The sequence below is a fragment of the Jiulongibacter sediminis genome (genome assembly GCF_001306455.1).
GTDB classification, from domain to species: Bacteria; Bacteroidota; Bacteroidia; order Cytophagales; family Spirosomataceae; genus Jiulongibacter; species Jiulongibacter sediminis.
In genome coordinates, this window is sequence record NZ_LGTQ01000006.1 from 17,018 (window position 1) to 37,794 (window position 20,777).

13 protein-coding genes are annotated in these 20,777 nt (G+C 40.6%); 9 read left to right on the plus strand and 4 right to left on the minus strand.

Going from position 1 to position 20,777, the window contains the following annotated elements:
* Positions 1-146 precede the first annotated feature (146 nt).
* On the minus strand, positions 147-1,463 hold the full coding sequence (ahcY, locus tag AFM12_RS05965) for an adenosylhomocysteinase (RefSeq protein ID WP_055145257.1): 1,317 nt from the start codon (positions 1,461-1,463) through the stop codon (positions 147-149).
* A gap of 261 nt (positions 1,464-1,724) precedes the next feature.
* On the opposite strand from ahcY, the gene AFM12_RS05970 reads away from it, so the two are divergent.
* Positions 1,725-3,950, plus strand: coding sequence for a T9SS type B sorting domain-containing protein (locus AFM12_RS05970; protein WP_131458218.1), 2,226 nt, complete (start codon positions 1,725-1,727; stop codon positions 3,948-3,950).
* Here the strand turns inward: AFM12_RS05970 and AFM12_RS05975 are convergent.
* Positions 3,940-5,229: a UDP-N-acetylmuramoyl-tripeptide--D-alanyl-D-alanine ligase gene (locus tag AFM12_RS05975; RefSeq protein ID WP_055145263.1), complete on the minus strand. Its 1,290-nt coding sequence runs from the start codon at positions 5,227-5,229 to the stop codon at positions 3,940-3,942. The two genes, AFM12_RS05970 and AFM12_RS05975, sit on opposite strands and share 11 nt — an antisense overlap.
* 60 nt (positions 5,230-5,289) lie before the next feature.
* On the opposite strand from AFM12_RS05975, the gene AFM12_RS05980 reads away from it, so the two are divergent.
* On the plus strand, positions 5,290-5,775 hold the full coding sequence (locus tag AFM12_RS05980) for a methylated-DNA--[protein]-cysteine S-methyltransferase (protein WP_055145266.1): 486 nt from the start codon (positions 5,290-5,292) through the stop codon (positions 5,773-5,775).
* On the opposite strand, the gene AFM12_RS05985 is transcribed toward AFM12_RS05980, so the two are convergent.
* On the minus strand, positions 5,772-7,205 hold the full coding sequence (locus AFM12_RS05985; protein WP_055145269.1) for a leucyl aminopeptidase family protein: 1,434 nt from the start codon (positions 7,203-7,205) through the stop codon (positions 5,772-5,774). The genes AFM12_RS05980 and AFM12_RS05985 overlap by 4 nt on opposite strands.
* Before the next feature lie 398 nt (positions 7,206-7,603).
* Between AFM12_RS05985 and AFM12_RS05990 the strand changes: the two genes are divergently transcribed.
* The 7 genes from AFM12_RS05990 (at position 7,604) to AFM12_RS06020 (ending at position 17,623) form a co-directional block, all read left to right on the plus strand.
* Positions 7,604-7,894 carry a hypothetical protein gene (locus AFM12_RS05990; RefSeq protein ID WP_131458220.1) on the plus strand — a complete coding sequence of 97 codons (291 nt, stop codon included), beginning with the start codon at positions 7,604-7,606 and terminating at the stop codon, positions 7,892-7,894.
* Between the two features lie 69 nt (positions 7,895-7,963).
* Positions 7,964-11,086 (plus strand): PAS domain S-box protein, encoded by a 3,123-nt coding sequence (locus AFM12_RS05995; protein ID WP_055145275.1) that lies wholly within the window; start codon positions 7,964-7,966, stop codon positions 11,084-11,086.
* Positions 11,087-11,112: 26 nt separating this feature from the next.
* Positions 11,113-11,490 carry a response regulator transcription factor gene (locus tag AFM12_RS06000; protein WP_055145278.1) on the plus strand — a complete coding sequence of 126 codons (378 nt, stop codon included), beginning with the start codon at positions 11,113-11,115 and terminating at the stop codon, positions 11,488-11,490.
* 20 nt (positions 11,491-11,510) lie between these two features.
* The gene (locus tag AFM12_RS06005; protein WP_131458222.1) at positions 11,511-12,581 is read left to right on the plus strand and encodes a hypothetical protein; all 1,071 of its coding nucleotides are present in this window, start codon (positions 11,511-11,513) and stop codon (positions 12,579-12,581) included.
* 1 nt (position 12,582) lies between these two features.
* The gene (locus tag AFM12_RS06010; RefSeq protein WP_055145284.1) at positions 12,583-14,001 is read left to right on the plus strand and encodes a glycosyltransferase family 2 protein; all 1,419 of its coding nucleotides are present in this window, start codon (positions 12,583-12,585) and stop codon (positions 13,999-14,001) included.
* A gap of 2 nt (positions 14,002-14,003) precedes the next feature.
* Positions 14,004-16,379 (plus strand): LTA synthase family protein, encoded by a 2,376-nt coding sequence (locus AFM12_RS06015; RefSeq protein ID WP_055145287.1) that lies wholly within the window; start codon positions 14,004-14,006, stop codon positions 16,377-16,379.
* On the plus strand, positions 16,376-17,623 hold the full coding sequence (locus tag AFM12_RS06020) for a YaiO family outer membrane beta-barrel protein (RefSeq protein ID WP_055145290.1): 1,248 nt from the start codon (positions 16,376-16,378) through the stop codon (positions 17,621-17,623). Before AFM12_RS06015 ends, AFM12_RS06020 begins: the two co-directional genes overlap by 4 nt.
* A gap of 73 nt (positions 17,624-17,696) precedes the next feature.
* Here the strand turns inward: AFM12_RS06020 and AFM12_RS06025 are convergent, their stop codons facing one another.
* Positions 17,697-20,660, minus strand: a complete 2,964-nt coding sequence (locus AFM12_RS06025) for an FAD-binding and (Fe-S)-binding domain-containing protein (protein ID WP_055145292.1) — start codon at positions 20,658-20,660, stop codon at positions 17,697-17,699.
* Positions 20,661-20,777 lie beyond the last annotated feature (117 nt).

A 20,777-nucleotide genomic window follows, 5' to 3' on the forward strand; every position in this document is an offset into this window, starting at 1 on the left:
CCCATAAAACCTCATACCTTTCTAATTGAGTCTTTTTGATTGTATTTTCAGATTTAAAACTGATGAATTGAGGATGGAATTCTACGAAAAGCAAAAAGCCCCCGCTCCAATGGAGCAGAGGCTTCAAAACATAAAATCTTTGATTCTTAATATCTGTACATCTCAGACTTATAAGGTCCTTCTACAGAAACACCGATATATTCTGCCTGCTCAGGCGTCATTTTCTCTAGCGTAGCTCCCACATGTGAAAGGTGGAAAGCAGCTACTTTCTCATCTAAATGCTTAGGCAATACATACACTTTGTTTTCGTAAGCGTCAGTATTGTTCCAAAGCTCAAGTTGAGCAAGTGTTTGGTTTGAGAATGAGCAAGACATCACAAAAGACGGGTGACCCATGGCACAGCCAAGGTTTACCAGACGACCTTCGGCCAAAATGATAATATCGTTTCCATTGATATTATACATGTCTACTTGTGGCTTAATGGTTGATTTTGTGCTGCCGTAGTTTTTGTTCAACCACGCCATGTCGATTTCATTATCGAAGTGACCGATATTACAAACGACTGCTTTATCTCTCATTTTCAGGAAATGCTTCTCCTGAATGATATTATAGTTACCTGTTGCGGTTACAAAGATTTGAGCTCTTGGAGCTGCCTCATCCATAGTTACTACCTCGTAGCCGTCCATAGCAGCCTGAAGTGCACAGATAGGATCTACCTCAGTCACCATTACTCTACAGCCCGCTCCACGTAGCGACTCAGCAGAACCTTTACCTACATCACCATAACCCGCTACTACAGCCACTTTACCAGCTAGCATCAGGTCAGTAGCTCTGCGGATAGCATCTACTAAAGACTCACGACAACCATATTTATTATCAAATTTCGATTTCGTAACAGAATCGTTCACGTTGATGGCAGGAAGCGTCAATGTTCCTTTCTTCATTCTTTCATACAGACGGTGAACACCCGTGGTAGTTTCTTCAGAAAGCCCTTTGATACCAGCTACCAACTCAGGGTATTGATCAAGAACCATATTGGTCAAATCACCACCATCATCCAGAATAAGGTTCAATGGCTGCTGCTCTTCACCAAAGAAAAGGGTCTGCTCTATACACCAGTCAAACTCCTCTTCTGTCATTCCTTTCCAGGCGTACACTTGAATACCAGCATCTGCAATGGCAGCCGCGGCGTGATCTTGTGTAGAAAATATATTACAAGAAGACCAGGTTACCTCTGCACCCAGCTCTACTAAAGTTTCAATTAAAACGGCTGTTTGAATAGTCATGTGCAAACAACCAGCTATACGAGCACCTTTTAGCGGCTTAGAAGGCCCGTACTCTTTTCTGATTTCCATCAGACCCGGCATTTCAGACTCAGCAAGAGTAATCTCTTTACGGCCCCAGTCTGCCAGAGAAATGTCTTTTACTTTATAAGGAAGATACGTTTTCGTTTCTGTTGACATTTGAAAAGTTATTTTATCTACAATTTTTTGAATTCGATATAGAATTTATCTAAAACGGTGCCAAAATTACAAAATTCTATCTTTGATTTAAAAGATTTCTAAACATTTTATCTGTACCGAAATTGACTTGAACGAATTAGGTCTCCCGGAATATTGACTATCATAGCACCATTTTTGTAAGAATAATACGGAAGCCAAACAGACTAAGGCAATGGCACTTTTCGTAGTTTAGAAGTGAAAAAGCCTTACAGTTGATAAGAATTGAGGAATCTATATATCATCATATTGCTTTTATTGAGCATTACCATTTCTGCTCAGAGGCCAGACCGCAAAGCTGATATCTGGTTTTTTGGCGATGGAGTACCACTTCAATTTCGGGGTGGCCAAAACCCTGCGGTTATTAGTGGGAACAATATGACTTCCCGAAGCAGCAGTTCCATTATTTCCGATAAAAACGGAAATCTTGTGATGTACTCTAACGGACAAAAAGTATGGAATAATCTGGGAGCTGTAATTGAGGGAGCTGATAACCTCGTTCCATCCAATGACCCAAAATATCCGGGACTGATCATCCCAATTCCAGAAAATAAAGGTCAGTATTACGTTTTGGCTGTTGATGATTCACAAGGAAGCTCTTCGCCAAATGTGATTTCGTTCCCCATATATATATCAAAAATTGATATGCAGGCCAATGGCGGCTTGGGAAAGCTCGTTGAACAATCTTTACCCTTGTGGCCTGAGACTTCTTTTGGCATGACTACCGTAAAGCATTGCAATAATGTAGACTATTGGCTTATCATTCATAAAGGAGATACTAATGGTTTTCTGGTGTACCTGATTGATAAAGACGGAATTCATAAAGATGAGGTCAGTGAGTATAAATTGGGAACTACTTTCGTGGGTTCTTCTCAAGGGCTTCAGCAAGAAATTCTCAGCTCAGAAGATGGTTCTGTTTTGGCGATCACAAAGCCGATTGAACCGGAGGGCGGATTCTTAGAAACATTTGCTTTTGATAATTCTTCCGGGGAAATCACTCAAAAGCTGGCTACTATTAGAAACCTGGGCCAAATCAAAGGAATGGCTATTTCACCGGACGGTAAACTAGTTTATATCTCCAGATTCATTGGTCGAACCCCATCAAGTTTCGACACTGATGCTTTTCAGGACAATTACGAGGTACGGCAATTCAAAACTACAGAAGACCCGGCCTATGATAAAACCATATTCACAGATGGCTTTGTTGGTAAAAACGGTAACACTCCCATGATAGAATCCGGGTCATTTGGCAACCTGAAGCTAGGGCCGGATGCCAAGATTTACATGGCTCATAAGGATACCACGAAATTGTCTGTCATTCATTTGCCAAACGAAGAAGGGATTAACTGCAATTTTGAGGAATATGGACTTGATTTAGGCAACCGAAAGTCGGGGACTCAACTCCCGGCTACCATATCTCCTGACTATAAAGCAGTCGACGCCAAACTTGTTTTTCAGGGCGAAAAAGGCGTCTGTAGACCCATTCTAAAGGTAGAGGCCGATGGCTTTAGTGATGCTCAAACCACTTATGCTTGGTATATCGGTGATTCACTACTGAATGTTCAGAAAAAAGAAACGCTGAAAACCGTGGGGCCCGGTAATTACTCTGCCATCATAAAAGATGCTTGTCATGAAATTAAGACAAATGTTCAGATCATTACTACCGGTGGCGATGTTCCACCTCCCCGTAAAGACACTCTTATTACTTCTTGTGCTTTTGTGGAATTAGAGCGATTCAGGGTCAATGGCCAAAACCTAAAATGGTATAATGACGAGGCATTAACAACACTGATTAGTCAGGAAAATGACTTCGATATTCCACTCGATTATAATGTTCCTCAAACACATAGTTTTTATCTGACGCAAACTCAAAATGGATGTGAAAGCGAAGCAGCGAAAATAACTTTTCAGGTTATTGACAATACCCCCATTGAATTTGTAGACTCATTGCTGAAAGAGTGCTTTACCGGTAATAACGGCATTAAACCAGAACTGGTTTATGATTTCCCGGGGGAGCTTGTGTGGTACAAAGACGGTCAACTTTTCAGCAATGAAGATTCTCCGCTGATTTTTACCTATGGAAATTACACCGTTAAGAGGGCTGATAATCGCTGTGAAGCAGAAGACAGTATACTGATTGAAGACGGTTGCCTTAAACTTTTTCTTCCGACCGCCTTCAGCCCAAACGGTGACGGCCTCAATGAGGAATTCAAGATTTTTGGCAAAGGTTTTTTTGAAATAGATTTTGAGTTGATAGATCGCAATAATCAAATTTTGAAAGAAATTGACAATGCCATTTTTGACTCAGATGAAATGACTCTTTGGGACGGAACCATTGATAAAGAACCAGCACCCTCAGGTCTATATTTTTATGTTCTCAAAATCAGAAATCAGGTAGACAAAACGGTACCTGAAGAAATAAGGACCGGTAATATCACCCTTACCCGATAAACTGCACTATCGTCTCCAGGCTAACTCCACGACTACCTTTGATCAGAAAAGCCTTATTATCAAAGGCTTTGTCTTTGACCCAATTATGAATAGAAAACTTATCAGTAAAATAGAAGGCCATAGGTAAATGCTTCAACGCCGCTTTCATATTTTCACCATAGAGAACAACGGTTTCAAAATTCCCTTCCGCAATTAATTGGCCTAAAGACTCGTGTTCCTTTTCACTATCTTCCCCAAGCTCAAACATATCCCCCAAAATCACGACTTTCCCTTTCTCCGTCTCATAAGACATGAAGTTTTTCAGCGAGGCCTCCATGGAAGATGGGTTCGCATTATAAGCATCTAAAAAAATCTCATTGGAGCCTTTCTTTACCAGCTGGGAGCGATTATTATCAGGAGCGTAACTGGCCAGAGCCTCGCAGGCATCTTCTGAATGGACATTGAAATACAAACCGATATTATAAGCGGTTTGCATATTTTCAAAATTATAGGCCCCTGAGATATGTGCAGTGAATTTCTGACCTTCTGGATTTTCAAAAACCACTTGCGGACTTTCAGAAAGCATTTTCAAAGCCCTCTCATCTTTTCCATAATAAACGGCCCGAACCATCTGACGTTCTTTCACCATTGAAGTCAGCGTTTCATTTTTCTCATTGACAAAAACATAGCCTTCACTAGCTTTAAGAAAATCAAGTAACTCTCCTTTCCCTTTTTTAACGCCCTCCACTCCACCAAAACCTTCCAGATGAGCTTTCCCGATATTGGTAATAAAACCGTGCGACGGCTCGGCAATTTTGCACAGCATCTCAATCTCCTTCTGATGATTTGCTCCCATCTCAATAATCGCCATTTCTGTATCAGTAGGCATGGAAAGCAAGGTCAGCGGCACTCCGATATGGTTATTGAGATTACCCTGCGTGGCTTGCACTTTGTACTTTTTAGAAAGCACCGTTTTCAGCAGTTCTTTATTTGTGGTTTTACCGTTTGAGCCTGTCAGGCCAATTACCGGAATGTCAAATTGACGTCGGTGATGAGTTGCAAGCTGTTGCAGCGTTTCCAAAACATCGTTGACAAGAATACATTGAGGTCCTGAATAGAACTCTTCTTCGTCGATAATGGCGTAATTAGCACCGGAATCAATGGCCTGCTGAGCAAATTTATTCCCATTGAAATTATCTCCTTTCAGGGCAAAAAAGAGGTCATGTTTCTCAATTTTACGGGTGTCTGTACAAACCTTATTCGAGTTTCGGAACCGCTGATAGATTTCTTCAATGCTCATGCTCAATTGCTACAATTTTTGCCCGCAAAGTTCGCCTTATTTTTCTAATTTCAAGTTTCTATGACATTATACAAAGCATATTATCACTCTCCCCGCGGGCCAATTGAATTGGTCAGTTCTGAAACAGGAGTAAAAGAAGTAACCTTTGTCAAAGAAGTAGGAGAAAAATCATTAGAACAGCCCGCAATTCTGCGGAGTCTTAAAGAGCAACTCAAATCGTATTTTGAAGAAGATTTACAGAACTTTAACCTTAATTTAGAGCCAGAAGGGACCGATTTCCAGAAGCGGGTATGGGAAGAGCTTTGTCAAATTCCATACGGTAAAACCATTTCTTATGATGAGCTCGCCCGAAAACTAGGCGACCCTAAAGTGATCCGTGCAGCGGCCTCGGCGAATGGTAAAAACCCTATCGGTATCCTGATTCCCTGTCACCGGGTAATTGGTAAAAACGGCAGCCTGGTGGGCTATGCCGGGGGTTTACCTAATAAACATTTCCTGCTTGATCTGGAGAATAGAGTGGCAAATGGGGTGTTGGAATTGTTTTAATAATTCTCCATCACCTCTCTCAAAAGCCTCACCCCATACGCTGTCGCAGATCCACCTTTCGAAAATTCCGACTTTTTGAAAGCTGTACCGGCAATGTCTAAATGAGCCCAGTTGGGGTGCTTATCCGTAAAATACTCCAAAAACTTACCCGCTGTAGTGGCTCCCGCATAAGGCCCTCCAAGGTTTTTTATATCCGCTACATCAGAATTGAGTTCGTCTTTATAATCATCAGTTAGTGGTAGTCGCCAAACTTTCTCCCCGGTTTTAATACCAGCCTTTTCGATAGCCTGGGCCAAAGAATCATTATTAGTCATCAGACCTGCCGAAACATGACCAAGTGTACGGATACAACTACCTGTGAGCGTGGCCAGATCAATCATCATTTCCGGCTCATATTTAGTGGCCATTAAATGAATGGCATCAGCCAAAATCAATCGCCCTTCAGCATCGGTGTTGATGACTTCAATGGTTTTGCCAGAGTAAGAGTTGATCACATCCCCCGGCTTAATGGCCAGGGCATCAATGCAGTTTTCTGTAAAGGCAACAATACCGGTAAGGTTAACTTTCAACTTCAGCTTTGCCGCCAGTTCCACAGCTCCAATGACCGCTGCAGAGCCCCCCATATCCATTTTCATATCTTCCATACCGCTGCCCGGCTTAAGCGAAACGCCACCGGTATCAAAAGTGACACCTTTGCCTACTAATCCTATTTTCTTCCCTCCACCATTATATTCCATCACCACAAGGCGAGCAGGCCGATCAACTGAACCTCTACCTACAGCCAGCAAAGCATGAAAGCCCTTTTTCTCACACTCTTTCTCATCATACACTTTGACCTTGAAATCGTTCGCCCTGCCCGATTTTTTTACGTAATCAGCCATCATTTCAGGCGTTTTGTAATTTGATGGAGCATCTACCAGGGCCATGATGTTCATCTGACTCTCGGCCGTTTTTAGACCGGCATCGACACCCGCCTTTACTTTCTCCTTCTGATTCGCTGTTGTCCAGAAAAAGAATTTCGCATCATTGTTGAAAACATTCTTCTCCTCTTCATCACGGGTTTTTAGCATCCCAAGTTCATAGGACGCAAGAGAGATACCATTAGCTATAAATTCAGCCTTTTCTTTACACGCTCTCAGGTCAATAACGATCTCTCCGTTTAACTTTTTCTTATTCTTGAAAAAGAATGACCTGAACGTATAAATTATATCGCTATCTGAAGGCTGGCTTCCTAATCCAAGGAAAACAAGGCTCTTAAAATCACCCTTTTCAAGAGATACCCTGAACGTTTCCTTCTTTTCGCCATTAAAGCTTTCACTGATAGCAATTCCGGTTTCCGTAGACCATTTCTCAAGCTGACTATCACCTTTATAAATTGGCACTATCAGGGTCTTCGTGCTAACGGGTTTTAAGATTATGTTGATCTCCATTTCTTTTCAATTGCTTTATGAGCAAAATTATTGTTAAAACTCAAGGTATCCCGACGAAACGCCGTAAAAAGTCTGAATCAATTACTCCAGAGGAGTGGCATGCCAGTAATTCAGATTCTCCTCTTTGAATTTTTTTTTGATTCAGCTGAAAAAAAAATTTAAAGCATGGCCGCGACAAGGTGTTTTTTACGAAAACCGTAATTCGATATACGAAAAAGAATATGGGAAATACCAGTTAGCAAAACAGGCCTACCCATAAAACATAACTTGCTGGTTTTAAGATAGTAAAAAACCATTTTCAAGAATTTTTGCCGACCAAATGGTACGAATATTGAGAATTTCTAAATGTCGGATTTGAGTAAACTCATAAACCGACTACAAGGCAAAATCTAATTCATATGAAAAAAACTTTTTACAATCTTAACAGTCTCCAGCACATGTCTAATGAAGAAACCAGAACCAGGATCATAGCCAATTTTAATTCCAAAAAATTGGATGACACCAATCAAAGTGAAGCTCTGGAGGACAAAAAAGCTGAGGAGAATGAGAGTGCAAATACAATAGTAAAAGATGCTCTGAAATATCCCTTCCAATTTCTATTTAAAGCTTTAGAAACGTCATCAATCAGACCAGAGGGATACAACCATAAAAGAAAATCAGTCTTTACAGCTGTTACGCTGTCATTATAGGCATTTCATATAAAAAACTGACCGGGCAGATCGGTTTCAGATTCATTATTCAGGTAAAAACTCTTCATTATGGAAGCAAGTCATTCTTTATATTCGAAAAACGTTCGATCCACACCTTTCTCCATCGTCAAATCCGGCAGTTTGGATTACTACGAGAGTATTTTTAAGAATATCTCAGATCTTATAGGGGTTCTTGGATTTGATGGTTACCTCAAATCGGTAAATCCGTCATTTCGAAGAACCCTGCTTTGGGGAGAAAATGATTTGCTCCAAACCAAGGCGATTGAGTTTATTCACCCGGATGACCTTTCTATCGTTAAACAGGAAATAAGTAAAATAAACGGTTCAAAAAGAGCACTTTCATTTAAAGCCAGATTAAGAACAAAGAAAAATGAATATGTCCTTCTTCACTGGTCCTTTAAAGTCGACTATAAAAACGCTCTTATTTATGCTACCGGACAAAATTTAACCCCTCTTGAAAAGGCAAAGTCGGAGCTTCAGCTCGCCAAAACGATGCTGGAAGAGACTAACAGAATTGCTCTGGTAGGTGGTTGGCAATTAGAAAACAAGACGAAAGAGATAACATGGAGCTCCACTACACGCGAGATTCATGAGGTAGATGAAGATTATAAAGTCACTCTGGAAAATGCAATTAGCTTTTTCCCAGAGGGGCAAAATAGAAATAAGATAGAAGAGCTGGTAAGCTCCGCACTGAACGATAATATCCCATATGAAACAGAGTTGGAAATTATCACTCTCAAGGGGCGTAGAAAATGGGTAAGAGTAAAAGGCGAGCCCGTTTTCGAAGGAAATGAGTGTATTAAACTGATAGGAACGATACAGGATATTAGCAGGGAAAAGGAAAGTGAGTTCAACCTGAGAAGGGTCAACTCTCACCTGCAAGCCATTATGGAAGCGAGCACTGAGGCCGCTATTATAGCTCTGGATAGTACCGGAACAATAATGTTTTTTAATTCCGGAGCCGAAATGCTTCTTGGTTATACAGCCAATGAAATGGTCGCACAAAAGAAGCCTTTGGACTTTATTGACCCTCAAACATTAATAGAGAAAGCAAACCGGCTTTCTAAAAAGTATGGACAAAAGGTACAACCCGACATTGATTGCTTAACCTTTCTTTCCAAAAAAGGAATTGTAGATACGCAGGAATACACTTTCATAAGCCGTGACGATTCCAGAATGGAGGTTGAGGTTTCAATTACACCAATAAAGAATAGTCATGATAACATCATTGGTTATGTAAGTATTGGCCTCGATGTTACGGAGAAAAAAGAAAGAGAAAGAAGAATCATTGATAGCGAAAATCAATTCAGAATCTTCTTCAACTCTTCTCATGTGGTTTTATACACTCATGACCTTGAAGGCAAGTTCCTGAGTATGAACTCAAGAGGAACTACCCTTCTTGGCTATACCGAGGAAGAAATTATAAACAAGAACATTCTGGAAATTGTACCTCTGGAGTCAAAGAAAAGCTTACCCGAGTATCTGAATGAAATCATAGAAAATGGTAAGTCTAAGGGACTTATGCAGATCGTTGATAAAAATGACAATAAAATAACCTGGATGTACCATAACGTGCTTGCTGAATACGCTGATGGCACAAAGTATGTCATCGGTAATGTTGTTGATATCACCGATCGGATAGAATTAGAGAATGACCTTCTGGAGGCAAAGAGAACTGCAGAGAAAAACGCTCAGATGAAGAACCTGTTTCTTGCTAATATGAGTCATGAAATAAGGACTCCTATGAATGCGATCACGGGTTTTGGGCGACTTCTTCATGAAAGCCCAAACCTGAGTGAAGAACAAAAAGATTATGTTGAGTCCATAAATATTGCTTCCTCAAACCTTCTTACGCTAATCAATGACATTCTTGATTTTTCCAAAATCGAATCGGGTCAACTTGAACTTGAAAGCATTCAGTTCAAACTTCAGGATCAAATCAATTATGTCCGGAAAATTTTGACTCCTGCCGCTGAGAAAAAAGGACTGAGGTTCAAATGCATGGTAGACTTCACTATACCTGAGGTGGTTCAGGGTGACCCCACCCGATTAAATCAGGTACTGGTAAATCTGATCAATAATGCGATTAAGTTCACTGAAGAGGGTTATATACAGCTTTCCGTTCAGGCCATTAAGAATGAGAACGGTATAAATCTGATAGAATTTGAAATCAAAGACACCGGTATAGGTATTCCTGAAGACAAAAAGGAAGCCATATTTGACCGCTTTACACAAGCCAATACCAATACGACCAGAAAATACGGCGGAACAGGACTAGGCCTTAGCATTTCAAAGTCTTTGATAGAAATGCAGGGAGGCCAAATTGAAATTGAAAGTACAGTAGGAAAAGGTTCTGTTTTCCGGTTCAGTATTCCGTTTATTACTCCAAGTGTTATTCAACTGGAAGACGAGAAAAAAGAAAATCAGGAAATTGAGTTCAACTGCAAAAATCAAATTCTGCTTGTTGAAGACAATATACTGAATCAGAAACTCGCGATTAAGGTCTTATCCAATAAGGGTTTTGTTGTCGATCTGGCAGAAAATGGTCTGGTAGCTCTGGAAAAACTTCAGAGTAAGTCGTACGATCTCATTCTGATGGATTTACAAATGCCGGAAATGGATGGGTATCAAACCTCTCATACTCTAAGAAATGAGCTTCAAATTAATACTCCGATCATGGCCATGACAGCTCACTCGCTGGTCGGTGAAAAAGAAAAGTGTCTGAAATTTGGTATGAATGATTATATCACCAAGCCTTTTGATCCTAAAGTACTCTTCAGAAAGATCAAAGAACTGACAGAAAGAGAAATTCCGGAAAAAGAAGAAGTTATCGCTGAAAAACTTGACCTGAGCTATTTGTATTCTTTGAGTAATCGCGACAAAGACTTTGAAAAAGAAATACTCGAAACTTCATTGATCACCATTCCTGAGGACATGAATAAGTTGCAGGATGCCATTCAGAATTTTGAGTATAATGAGATCAAGGCGATCGCCCATAAGCTTAAATCTTCGTTTATGACCATCGGAATGGATGCCAACGAGGAGCTACATCAGCTTGAATATGAAGACATTGCGGAATATAAAATACTGGAAGAAATCTACTATTCAGTTAAAGAGAAATATGCCCGATCCAGAAAGGCCGTCATGGCTGAACTTGAGATCAACTACTGATTGAACACCATCTAAATTTTAAGGAAATGAAAATATATGTATTTGAAGATGAGGCTCTCCTGTTAAAATCATTGGAGTTTCGGTTAAGTAAAGAAGGTTATGATGTTAATTGTTTTAGCAACGGTCTTGAAGCTAAACAAAAGCTTCAGGAAGAACTGCCTGACCTGATCATCACCGATATCATGATGCCATTTCTCAATGGTCTTGAACTGATCAGTTTTGTCAGAAATGATCTGAAATCTCAGGTTCCAATCATTGTTCTAAGTGCTGCCGGGTTGGAAAAAACAGTTTTAGAGGCTTTTAATCTGGGAGCCGATGATTTCGTTTCCAAGCCTTTCAGCCCGAATGAATTACTTATCAGAATCAAGAAAATGTCACATCGTATAAAGATATCCGTTATGTAATACCCTCAACGCCTTTCCTAATGCTTACGCTCAACCTAATATTAAACATTTTACTCCTTGGAATCGTACCCTTTTTTTGGGGTCTCGCATTGTGCTTTGCCGTGGCGGGTACAGGCTTCATTGCCTTCGTATTGGTCAGCCGAAAACGGAAAAATCTACATGCCGCTCAGCTGCAGGAAATCAGTGCCAAATGCCAACCCTTCCTCACCGAACTCGCTTTTGAAGGAACAATACCTGAAGAATACAGAGATCTGGAGAAACAATTGAGAAGCACAAACAATGGAAAATGGATAATTCTGAATGAGCTGATTAAAATCAGAAAATATTTTCAGGGAGAAGCCGCCAGTTACATTGAAGAATACTACACAAAGAACAGGCTTTATAAGCTCAGCCTCAACAAATTATATTCGACAAAACAACATCAAAAAATAGTAGCCATCAACGAGATCATGGACATGAACTATCTGGGAGCAACTCGTAGTTTATTGCAATTTATCCACAAAGAAAAGAGCCCTGAGCTTGTCTCAAATGCCCTTATCGCACTCACTAAACTTGATTATAAACTAGGGCTTAACAGAATAATAGAACAGGACATTTACCTCTCAGACTGGTTTCAGTTACAAGTGATTAAGATACTCGATGAAGGTAAAGTCTATGAAATCCCACCGCTGGTTAAATGGACTAAAAAAAGTACATCACATGCGTTAATGGGTCTTCGTCTGCTGATTTTTTCGGGAGCAATGGACCAAATGGATGAACTAAGTTCTTTACTCAATCATGAGAATGATAAATTAAGACTGGAAACCATAAAGGCGTTCAGGACACTAGAGTACGACGAAATATCTTTTACCCTGATTCTTAGGTATTACAATGAACCCACGCGTAATAAATGTGAGATCATCAGAACATTGGAGGTACTGAATTACAAACAGAACCTTGCCTTTATAAGATTATGTGCAAAAAGCGATGATAGTGAAATTCAGCGAGTAGCAAAAGAGGCTCTGAGAAGATTGACTCCGGAGGAAATACGACTAGGAGTAAATGCTCCCATTATTCATTTATTCACACCCACCTTACAAAGAGCTGTTTAGCATGGATCAAACACTGCACTATATATCGCTTTATGTTCAGTATGGAATAATTTTCTATGCCATTTTCCTGATGAGTTCTTATCTCATCTTGTCTGTTATTTCCATTCAGGCTTTGTATAAATACCTGAGAATTGCGGAGTACACCGACCATAAGGATTTACTACCCTCTGACATCAGCCCCAAAATATCACTTCTTGCTCCGGCTTATAATGAGGGGCTCACCATTGTGGAAAACATCAGATCATTATTATCTCTTCACTATTCAGATTTTGAGGTAATCATCATCAATGATGGCAGCAAAGACGATACCTTGATCAAAGCGATTGAAGCATACAAGATGGTGCCAACAGACTTCATTGTCAGTAATGACATCCCATGTAAGGCAATAAGAACCGTTTACAAATCAAGCCTTCCTGAATTTTCAAACCTATTACTGGTAGATAAGCTCAATGGAGGCAAAGCAGATGCCTTAAATGCAGGAGTCAATGTTTCTACGGCTGATTATATCACCTGCATCGATGTAGATTGTATTCTGGAACAAGACTCCCTTTTAAAACTGGTAAAGCCCTTTATTGACTCTGAAAAGAGAGTGATTGCGACGGGTGGGGTGATCAGGATTATTAACTCCTGTGAAATAAAGAATGGTTCAATTACTCAAATCAATGTACCCAAAAATCTTATTGCAAGAATGCAGGTACTGGAGTACCTAAGAGCTTTTTTACTTGGAAGAATGGCCTGGGGAAACCTGAGTGGTTTACTCATTATTTCGGGTGCCTTTGGCATGTTTGATAAGGAAATTGTAAAAGCTGTCGGAGGGTATGATTCTACCACCGTAGGTGAAGATATGGAGCTCGTGGTACGTATGAGACGCTACATGGTTGAAAAAGAAATTCCCTATTGTGTAAAATTCATCCCTGACCCCCTCTGCTGGACTGAAGCCCCTGAAAACACCCAAATTCTTGGCAGACAACGAAATCGCTGGACTCGTGGAACAGTAGAAACCCTATGGCTACACCGCAAAATGTTCTTTAATCCGAAATATGGCATTATGGGGCTTTTGAGTTATCCCTATTGGTTCTTCTTTGAGTTTCTGGCACCTATTCTTGAATTTATAGGGATAGTATGGATGATTTTTGCCACCATTTTTAATCTCGTAAACTGGCCTTATTTCATAGCTATAACTGCCTGCGTTTACACCTTTGCTGTCATGCTAAGTATGTTAGCTATTCTCGCAGAGGAGATTACGTTTTATCAGTACAAAAACAGTCGTGACATCTGGAAACTCGTAGGGGCCGGCCTTATGGAACCTTTCGTTTATCACCCATTTCTCGTTTGGTCAGCCATGAAAGGTCACGTCGATAAAATAAAAGGAAAAAAATCATGGGGAGAAATGACCCGTGTTGGACTAAAAAGCACTTGAAAATGAAAACCTATAACAAAACCAATTTCCAATTTCTGCTACTTAACGCCCTTACTATGGGCAGTTTACTGAGTATTACTGAGCTTGCTTATAAATTCTTTTTCCAGCATAGTCATTTGGAAAATATCGCTCTGACTATCGCTCAGATAATCTCATTTAACTTTGTGTTTGCAGCCGGAATAACAATGCTTTTGGCCCTGCCATTTTTGCTAATGAGCATGATAAGCAGTCGTGCCTCCAAAACTTTTCTGGTCCTCACCGGAATAATCATTCTCCTTTCCACTATTGGATTAAATCAATATGCTGCCCAAACCAATTTGCCTCTTGGCAGTGACCTTTATGGGTACAGTTTTGATGACATTCTTTTTATCACCGGCTCCAGTGCAGAGTTTAGTCTTAGAGCTATTCTGATGTTTCTTCTAATACCGGCCATTTACGCTACACTTGCATTCTTAAAGATTTACCAAAACAAGGTGATCGGTATTGTTTCATTAGTGATACTGATTACGTCTATCGCATCAGTACCACTTCTTTTAACTGATCTGACCGATGCATCTAAAACCGCTTATTTTCTCAATGATACCAGACAATATCTGAAGGACAATCAAAAAGGAGATGACCAAGAGTTTCTGGCAAACGGTGATGAATTCCCTTTAATGCATCCTTTCAATGCAGCAGAAAACGGACTCACAGAACACCTCAATCTCACCGAAAACAAGCCTAATATAGTTCTTTTGATTGTTGAAGGTTTAGGGAGTGACTTTATGGGCAAAAGTGCACAATACCCAGGCTTTACACCTTTCCTTGATTCACTGAGTGACAACTCTCTCTATTTCAGCCGCTTTCTAAGTAATACAGGTAGATCTTTCGGGGCCTTGCCATCCATTCTTGGTTCTGCTCCGTTCGGGAAAAACGGGTTCCTTGATCTGGAAACTCTACCTGATCATATGTCGCTTATTTCCGTTTTAAAGCAAAACGGATACATCACTTCGTATTATGAAGGAGGTAACTCTTCCTTTGACAATAAAAACCGTTATCTGGTCAATGAGGGTATTGATAACCTGATAGACGAAACAAGTTTTGATCAGAACTATGTAAAAACAAAGTCAACCAAAGACGGCTTTAGTTGGGGATATCCTGATTCTGAAATATACAGGAAAACACTCGCTTCTCTTCCGGAAAATGGTCAGCCAAGGTTAGACATTGTTCTATCGATATCAAACCACGAGCCTTTTCAGTTTCCGGGTAAAGAAGAATACCTGAATCAGGTTAACCAGCTGATGAAGTCAAGGCCTGAGCTGGCTGGTAAAAGGAAAACCATTGAAGAAAATCCAGAGGTTTTTGCAAGCTTACTTTATACCGACGCCAGTATTCGATCCTTTATAGACGGACTGAAAAAGAGGTCAGATTTTGAGAATACCATTGTACTCATAACCGGTGATCACCGATTAATTCCTGTTTCAATGAAAAATCAGATTTGCAGATACCATGTACCTCTTCTGGTTTACAGTCCACTGGTTAAAGAACCTAAAGAGATCGGGACCATTGCCTCACACATGGATATCGCACCAGCGATTACCGGAATGCTGGCTAAAGGATATACGATGAAAACTCCGGAAAATGTACCATGGCTGGGCCTGGGTTTATCACCAAACAGTGATAGAGAAATTCCGCTGATGAAATATAAAGGCTCATTTACAGACTTCATCAAAGGAGACACCTTCATTGCACAGGGAAAGTCCTATAAAATAGGTAAGAACCTTAGCCTTTCTGTTGGAGTAGAAAAGGGAGAGACCAACCAAACACTTCAGGCATTTGAACTCGCAAAAAAAAGCGGAAGATATACCACGACGAATAACAAGATCATTCCTGAAAATTTGAAAATGAATATTTCAAATCTAATCAAAATCAGCAAAGAAGATCAGAAGCGTATTGACGAACTCACCAAAAACTTGAGTCAGGGCGAAATCTATTATATGGCCAGAGATTCGGCACATAATAAGAACTATGAAATCGCTCTTCTTTTACTTGACCATCTTAATAACCTGAATTTTAACCATTACGATGGCCGAACTCTACGCGGCAGAATTTATGGATGGAGCGACAGAACCGAACAGGCTGAACAGGAACTCAAATATGTAATCAATCGAAGCCCATTGTACAGTGATGCATATTCTGCCCTGCTCGATCTTTATTGGTGGAACAGTCTCGGGAATAAGGCAAAAGAGGTAGCCGCCCTTGCAAGAGAGAGATTCGCTAACAACCGCGACTTCTTAAATACCGTGGCCTCAAAAATGGCCAGATTTGATCCGGCGGATTTTGAAGAAAAGGTTCTTCCCGTTTCCGATCAACTATCATTTAATCAAACGACGCCATGAAAAAGATTTTGACTTTCTTTCTCATCCTACTCTTCTCTGGAAAAGTAACGTCTCAGGAACTCAATATGGATCCTGACGAGGCTTTTTCCATTGCCAGAGAAATGGCCTTTGATTCGAAAAGACAAGAGTCGAAAGAGCTATTGACAAGGATTACTAACAATTATCCAACTTATGGAGATGTTCGGCTATTTCTGGCTGTCCTGTACGGATGGGAAGAGCAGTATAAGTTAGCCCGAAAGGAGTTTCAGATATTGCTTGACCAGGAACCTCAGGAGAAGGAATACTGGGTGAGTTATATAAAAAATGAAATGTGGGCAGAGCAATATTCCAATGTCAAAGAGCTCAGCAGAAAAGCACTTGAAATTTTCCCTGACGATCCTGATTTTGTGATTTTCAAGGCAAAGACAGAAAGGGATAACCGGGAACTAACCAGAGCCATACAAACCTGTAAAAAGTTTTTAAGCAAGTATCCCGAAAATGAAAAGATGCAGGAGTTTTATTCTTCCCTAAGAGAAGGCTTTGTACTGAATCAGATATCTGCATCGTACTCGATTGATCATTTCAGTGACATTTACGACCCCATGCATTATTACACTGTTTCATATAACCGGGATACTCCATTTGGAAGTATCATCGGAAAGATGAACGTGAATCAGAAGTTTGAAACCACCGGAACGCAGTTTGAAATAGATTCATACCCAAGTATTGCAGACGGACTTTATGCCTATGTAAACGTGGGGTATTCGCAATCGTCTATATTTCCAGGCTGGCGTTACGGATTTCAGCTGTACAAATCTTTACCAAAGAGTTTTGAAGCTTCGGCAGGTATAAGGTCTTTGAAGTTTGGGGACAGCTTCACGCATATTTTGACAGGATCATTGGGAAAATACGTTGGGAACTCATTCTTTTTCTTCACACCGTATTTGATTCCTTCTGATGAAGGTTGGAGTAAATCAGGGAACATTACCTTCCGAAATTACGGTGAGAATGAAGACATTTTCTGGGCCATAACCGCCGGAGCCGGATTTTCACCGGAGATTAACCGTTTTGGAATCAACGCCGAAACATTGCCCATCATTAACCTGAAATCTCAAAAGCTAGGCATTGCCAATAACTTCAAAATTAAAAGCGTAAACCATGTCGTAGGCCTTAGTTTATCAGTTTCAAGACAAGAAAGCATTTTTGACCCCGGTCAATATTTTCTTATTAGCTCCGCCGGAGTTTCTTACTCGTTTGGCTTTTAGACCACATTTTGACGAATAATGATCTATAAATTGAATTTTATAGATCATCTTTTAAGGTTTCTTGATCTATATCTTACCTCAAAGCCTCCCAAAGTACCTCTACCGGGTGCTTGGCCTCACGACCCGTTCCGTCATGAATCTGGTGACGGCAGCTGGTGCCTGGTGCTGCTATAATCACTTCTTCAGGTTGCTGCCGAACGGTCGGGAATAGCACTAATTCTCCTATTTTCATTGAGAGGTCATAATGCTCTTTCTCGTATCCGAAAGAACCACTCATACCGCAGCAGCCGCTAGGGATCAGTTGCACTTCATACCCTTCTGGCAACGAAAGCATTTTCTTGGTAGGAACGAGTGAACTCACTGCTTTTTGCTGACAATGTCCATGCAATTTGATTAGTCGTTTCTCAGCCTTGAATACGGATTTGTCAATTCTCTTCGCATCCATTTCGCGGGCGATGAACTCGTCAATCATCAAAGCATTTTTACCCAAGGCTTCAGATTTGGCAACCAACTCATCATTGACTAACTCAGGGTAATCATCACGGAAAGCCAGAATACAGCTAGGCTCTACACCTATGAGTGGGGTTTCTGCAGAAATCAGGTCTGCCAGCATTTGTACGTTTTGCGTTGCCCGTTCCTTGCCTTCATCTAACATTCCTTTTGAAAGATAAGGCCTTCCACTATCCACATGTTCAGGAATATAGACAGAATACCCAAGTCTGTTCAGCAATTGAATGGCTTTTTGACCGATAGGCACATCATTATAATTGGTGAATTCATCGCAGAAGAAATAGACCTTACCTTTTTCACCCTGTTGAAACTCAGCCGCATTTTTATCATACCACTTTTTGAGTGTTGTGTTGTGAAGCAAAGGCATGGTTCTATCCGGGTGAAAACCCACCATTTTATTGCCGATTCTTCTAAGGCTATCTGTTTTGAAAAGGAAATTATAAAAACCAGGAGCAATAGAGCCCAACTTGCTCATTTTTGAGAAGTTGGCAATCAATTTTGAACGTACGGGCACCCCATTTTTCTTCTGGTAATGATATAGAAACTCCATTTTGAGTTTAGCCATATCTACATTACTCGGACATTCAGATTTACAGCCTTTGCAAAGTAAACAAAGGTCAAGCACCTCTTTGGCCTCTTTATTATCAAAACGATCATGACCGTTACCGGCCACAGGATCAAAGGAAACTATTCCGTCTTTCCGTGTTAGAGCCTCGCGAAGCATATTGGCACGAGCACGCGTGGTATCTTTTTCGTTTTTTGTAGCCTGGTAGCTCGGACACATGGTTCCTCCGCTCAAACTTGTTTTACGACAGTCCCCACTACCGTTACATTGCTCGGCATGTTGAAGAATATTCTGGTTTTTGAATTTAAATATGGTCTCAAATTCTGGGGTTTGCTGACCCGGCTCATACCGTAGCATCTCGTTCATGGCCGGTGTATCCACTATTTTATTGGCATTAAAAACACCATTGGGGTCCCAGGTATATTTCAGTTTTTTGAGAAGCAGATAGTTTTTCTCTCCTATCTGTTGAGGAATAAACTCAGCTCGTAGACGACCATCACCATGCTCCCCACTCAGTGAGCCTTTGTATTTTTTGACCAGATCAGAGATATCCTGAGCTACCTCTCTGAATTGCTCTTTCCCTTCTGTGGTTTTCAGGTTTATGATAGGTCTTAGATGCAATTCGCCAGAACCGGCGTGTGCATAATGCACCATATCATAACCTTTTTCAGCCATGGTAGCATCAAATTCTTCAATATAAGCCGGCAAATCCTCAACATCTACAGCGGTATCTTCTATAACTGGTACCGCCTTTTCATCACCTGGAATATTCCCCAATAAGCCCAGACCAGCTTTCCGAAGTGTCCAAACTTTTTTAACGTCATCTCCATAAAGTACCGGAAAATGATAACCCATTTCCTGTGATTTCATATCGGCTATTAAAGCCTCAATTTTCTTATCAAGTTCCTCCTGCGAATGCTCTGAGAACTCAGTTACTAATAAGGCTACAGGATCACCCTCCACAAAAAAGCGATTCGCCATTTGCTCCTTATTGGCTTTGGTACACTCCAGAATATGATGATCCATCAGCTCCACAGCTGTTGGTTTGTATTTCAAAGAGACAAGGTTTGCCTTTAATGACTCCTTTATGGATTGATGATGCGAAGCCACTACCGCCAGAAACTTAGGAGGCAGGTCATTAACATGAATTTTGATTTCGGTAATGAACATTAATGTTCCCTCAGAGCCCGCAATCAGTTTACAGAAATTAAAATCTTCTGCCGCTTCAGGAGTAAAAGGCTTGGTTTCAAGAAGCTCATCAATAGCGTAACCGGTATTTCGTCTACGTATAGACCTTTTCGGAAATTGATCTCTGATTTCCTTAGCGTTTTCAGCATTTGAAAGCATTTCAGCCACCTGAAGATAAACTCTGTCTTCAAGGGTCAATTCCTTCTTGGTTCTCAAACTTTCCAGCTTTTCCTCAAATTCTTCTTCAGAAAGTTTAGAAAATGTAACGGGAGAGCCATCACTTAAAAACCCTTTTACTTCTAATAAATGATCGCGAGTACTTCCATATACCACAGAGTTACTTCCGCAGGAGTTGTTACCGACCATCCCACCTATCATTGCCCGATTAGCTGTGCTTGTTTCAGGGCCAAAATATAGACCAAATGGCTTTAGGTGCATATTAAGCTCATCTCTCACCACACCCGGCTGTAGTCTCACCCAGGATTCCTCTTCATTCACCTCTAGAATAGAGGTAAAGGTTCTGGAAACATCTACCACAATACCCTTACCCACCACTTGGCCGGCAAGCGAAGTACCTGCTGTCCGGGGAATCAAAGTCACCTTCTTTTTATTGGCAAAAAGAATCAGTTCTCTTATATCAGATTCGTCCTTGGGAAAGGCCACTGCTAATGGAACTTCGCGGTATGCTGAAGCATCCGTTGCATATAGAGTTTTGGTGATTTTATCATCAAGAAATTCACCATTGAATTTGCTTTTTAATCGGCCGAAGTCCATTCGAGTTGAATTGAGTTTTATAAAAAAGTGATCAAAGATATTGGTAAAAAATAAGATGCTCAATTTTCGCAAACGATTGCGATTTTTTCCGCAAACGATTGAAATAAAAAACTTCTA

Bases quoted from the DNA above. Each gene is read 5' to 3' on its own strand.
- AFM12_RS05995 (WP_055145275.1), top strand. From the start codon at position 7,964: ATGGAAGCAAGTCATTCTTTATATTCGAAAAACGTTCGATCCACACCT.
- AFM12_RS06005 (WP_131458222.1), top strand. From the start codon at position 11,511: ATGCTTACGCTCAACCTAATATTAAACATTTTACTCCTTGGAATCGTA.
- AFM12_RS05990 (WP_131458220.1), top strand. From the start codon at position 7,604: ATGAAAAAAACTTTTTACAATCTTAACAGTCTCCAGCACATGTCTAAT.
- AFM12_RS06020 (WP_055145290.1), top strand. From the start codon at position 16,376: ATGAAAAAGATTTTGACTTTCTTTCTCATCCTACTCTTCTCTGGAAAA.
- AFM12_RS06010 (WP_055145284.1), top strand. From the start codon at position 12,583: ATGGATCAAACACTGCACTATATATCGCTTTATGTTCAGTATGGAATA.
- AFM12_RS06000 (WP_055145278.1), top strand. From the start codon at position 11,113: ATGAAAATATATGTATTTGAAGATGAGGCTCTCCTGTTAAAATCATTG.
- AFM12_RS05980 (WP_055145266.1), top strand. From the start codon at position 5,290: ATGACATTATACAAAGCATATTATCACTCTCCCCGCGGGCCAATTGAA.
- AFM12_RS05975 (WP_055145263.1), bottom strand. From the start codon at position 5,229: ATGAGCATTGAAGAAATCTATCAGCGGTTCCGAAACTCGAATAAGGTT.
- ahcY (WP_055145257.1), bottom strand. From the start codon at position 1,463: ATGTCAACAGAAACGAAAACGTATCTTCCTTATAAAGTAAAAGACATT.
- AFM12_RS06015 (WP_055145287.1), top strand. From the start codon at position 14,004: ATGAAAACCTATAACAAAACCAATTTCCAATTTCTGCTACTTAACGCC.
- AFM12_RS05985 (WP_055145269.1), bottom strand. From the start codon at position 7,205: ATGGAGATCAACATAATCTTAAAACCCGTTAGCACGAAGACCCTGATA.
- AFM12_RS06025 (WP_055145292.1), bottom strand. From the start codon at position 20,660: ATGGACTTCGGCCGATTAAAAAGCAAATTCAATGGTGAATTTCTTGAT.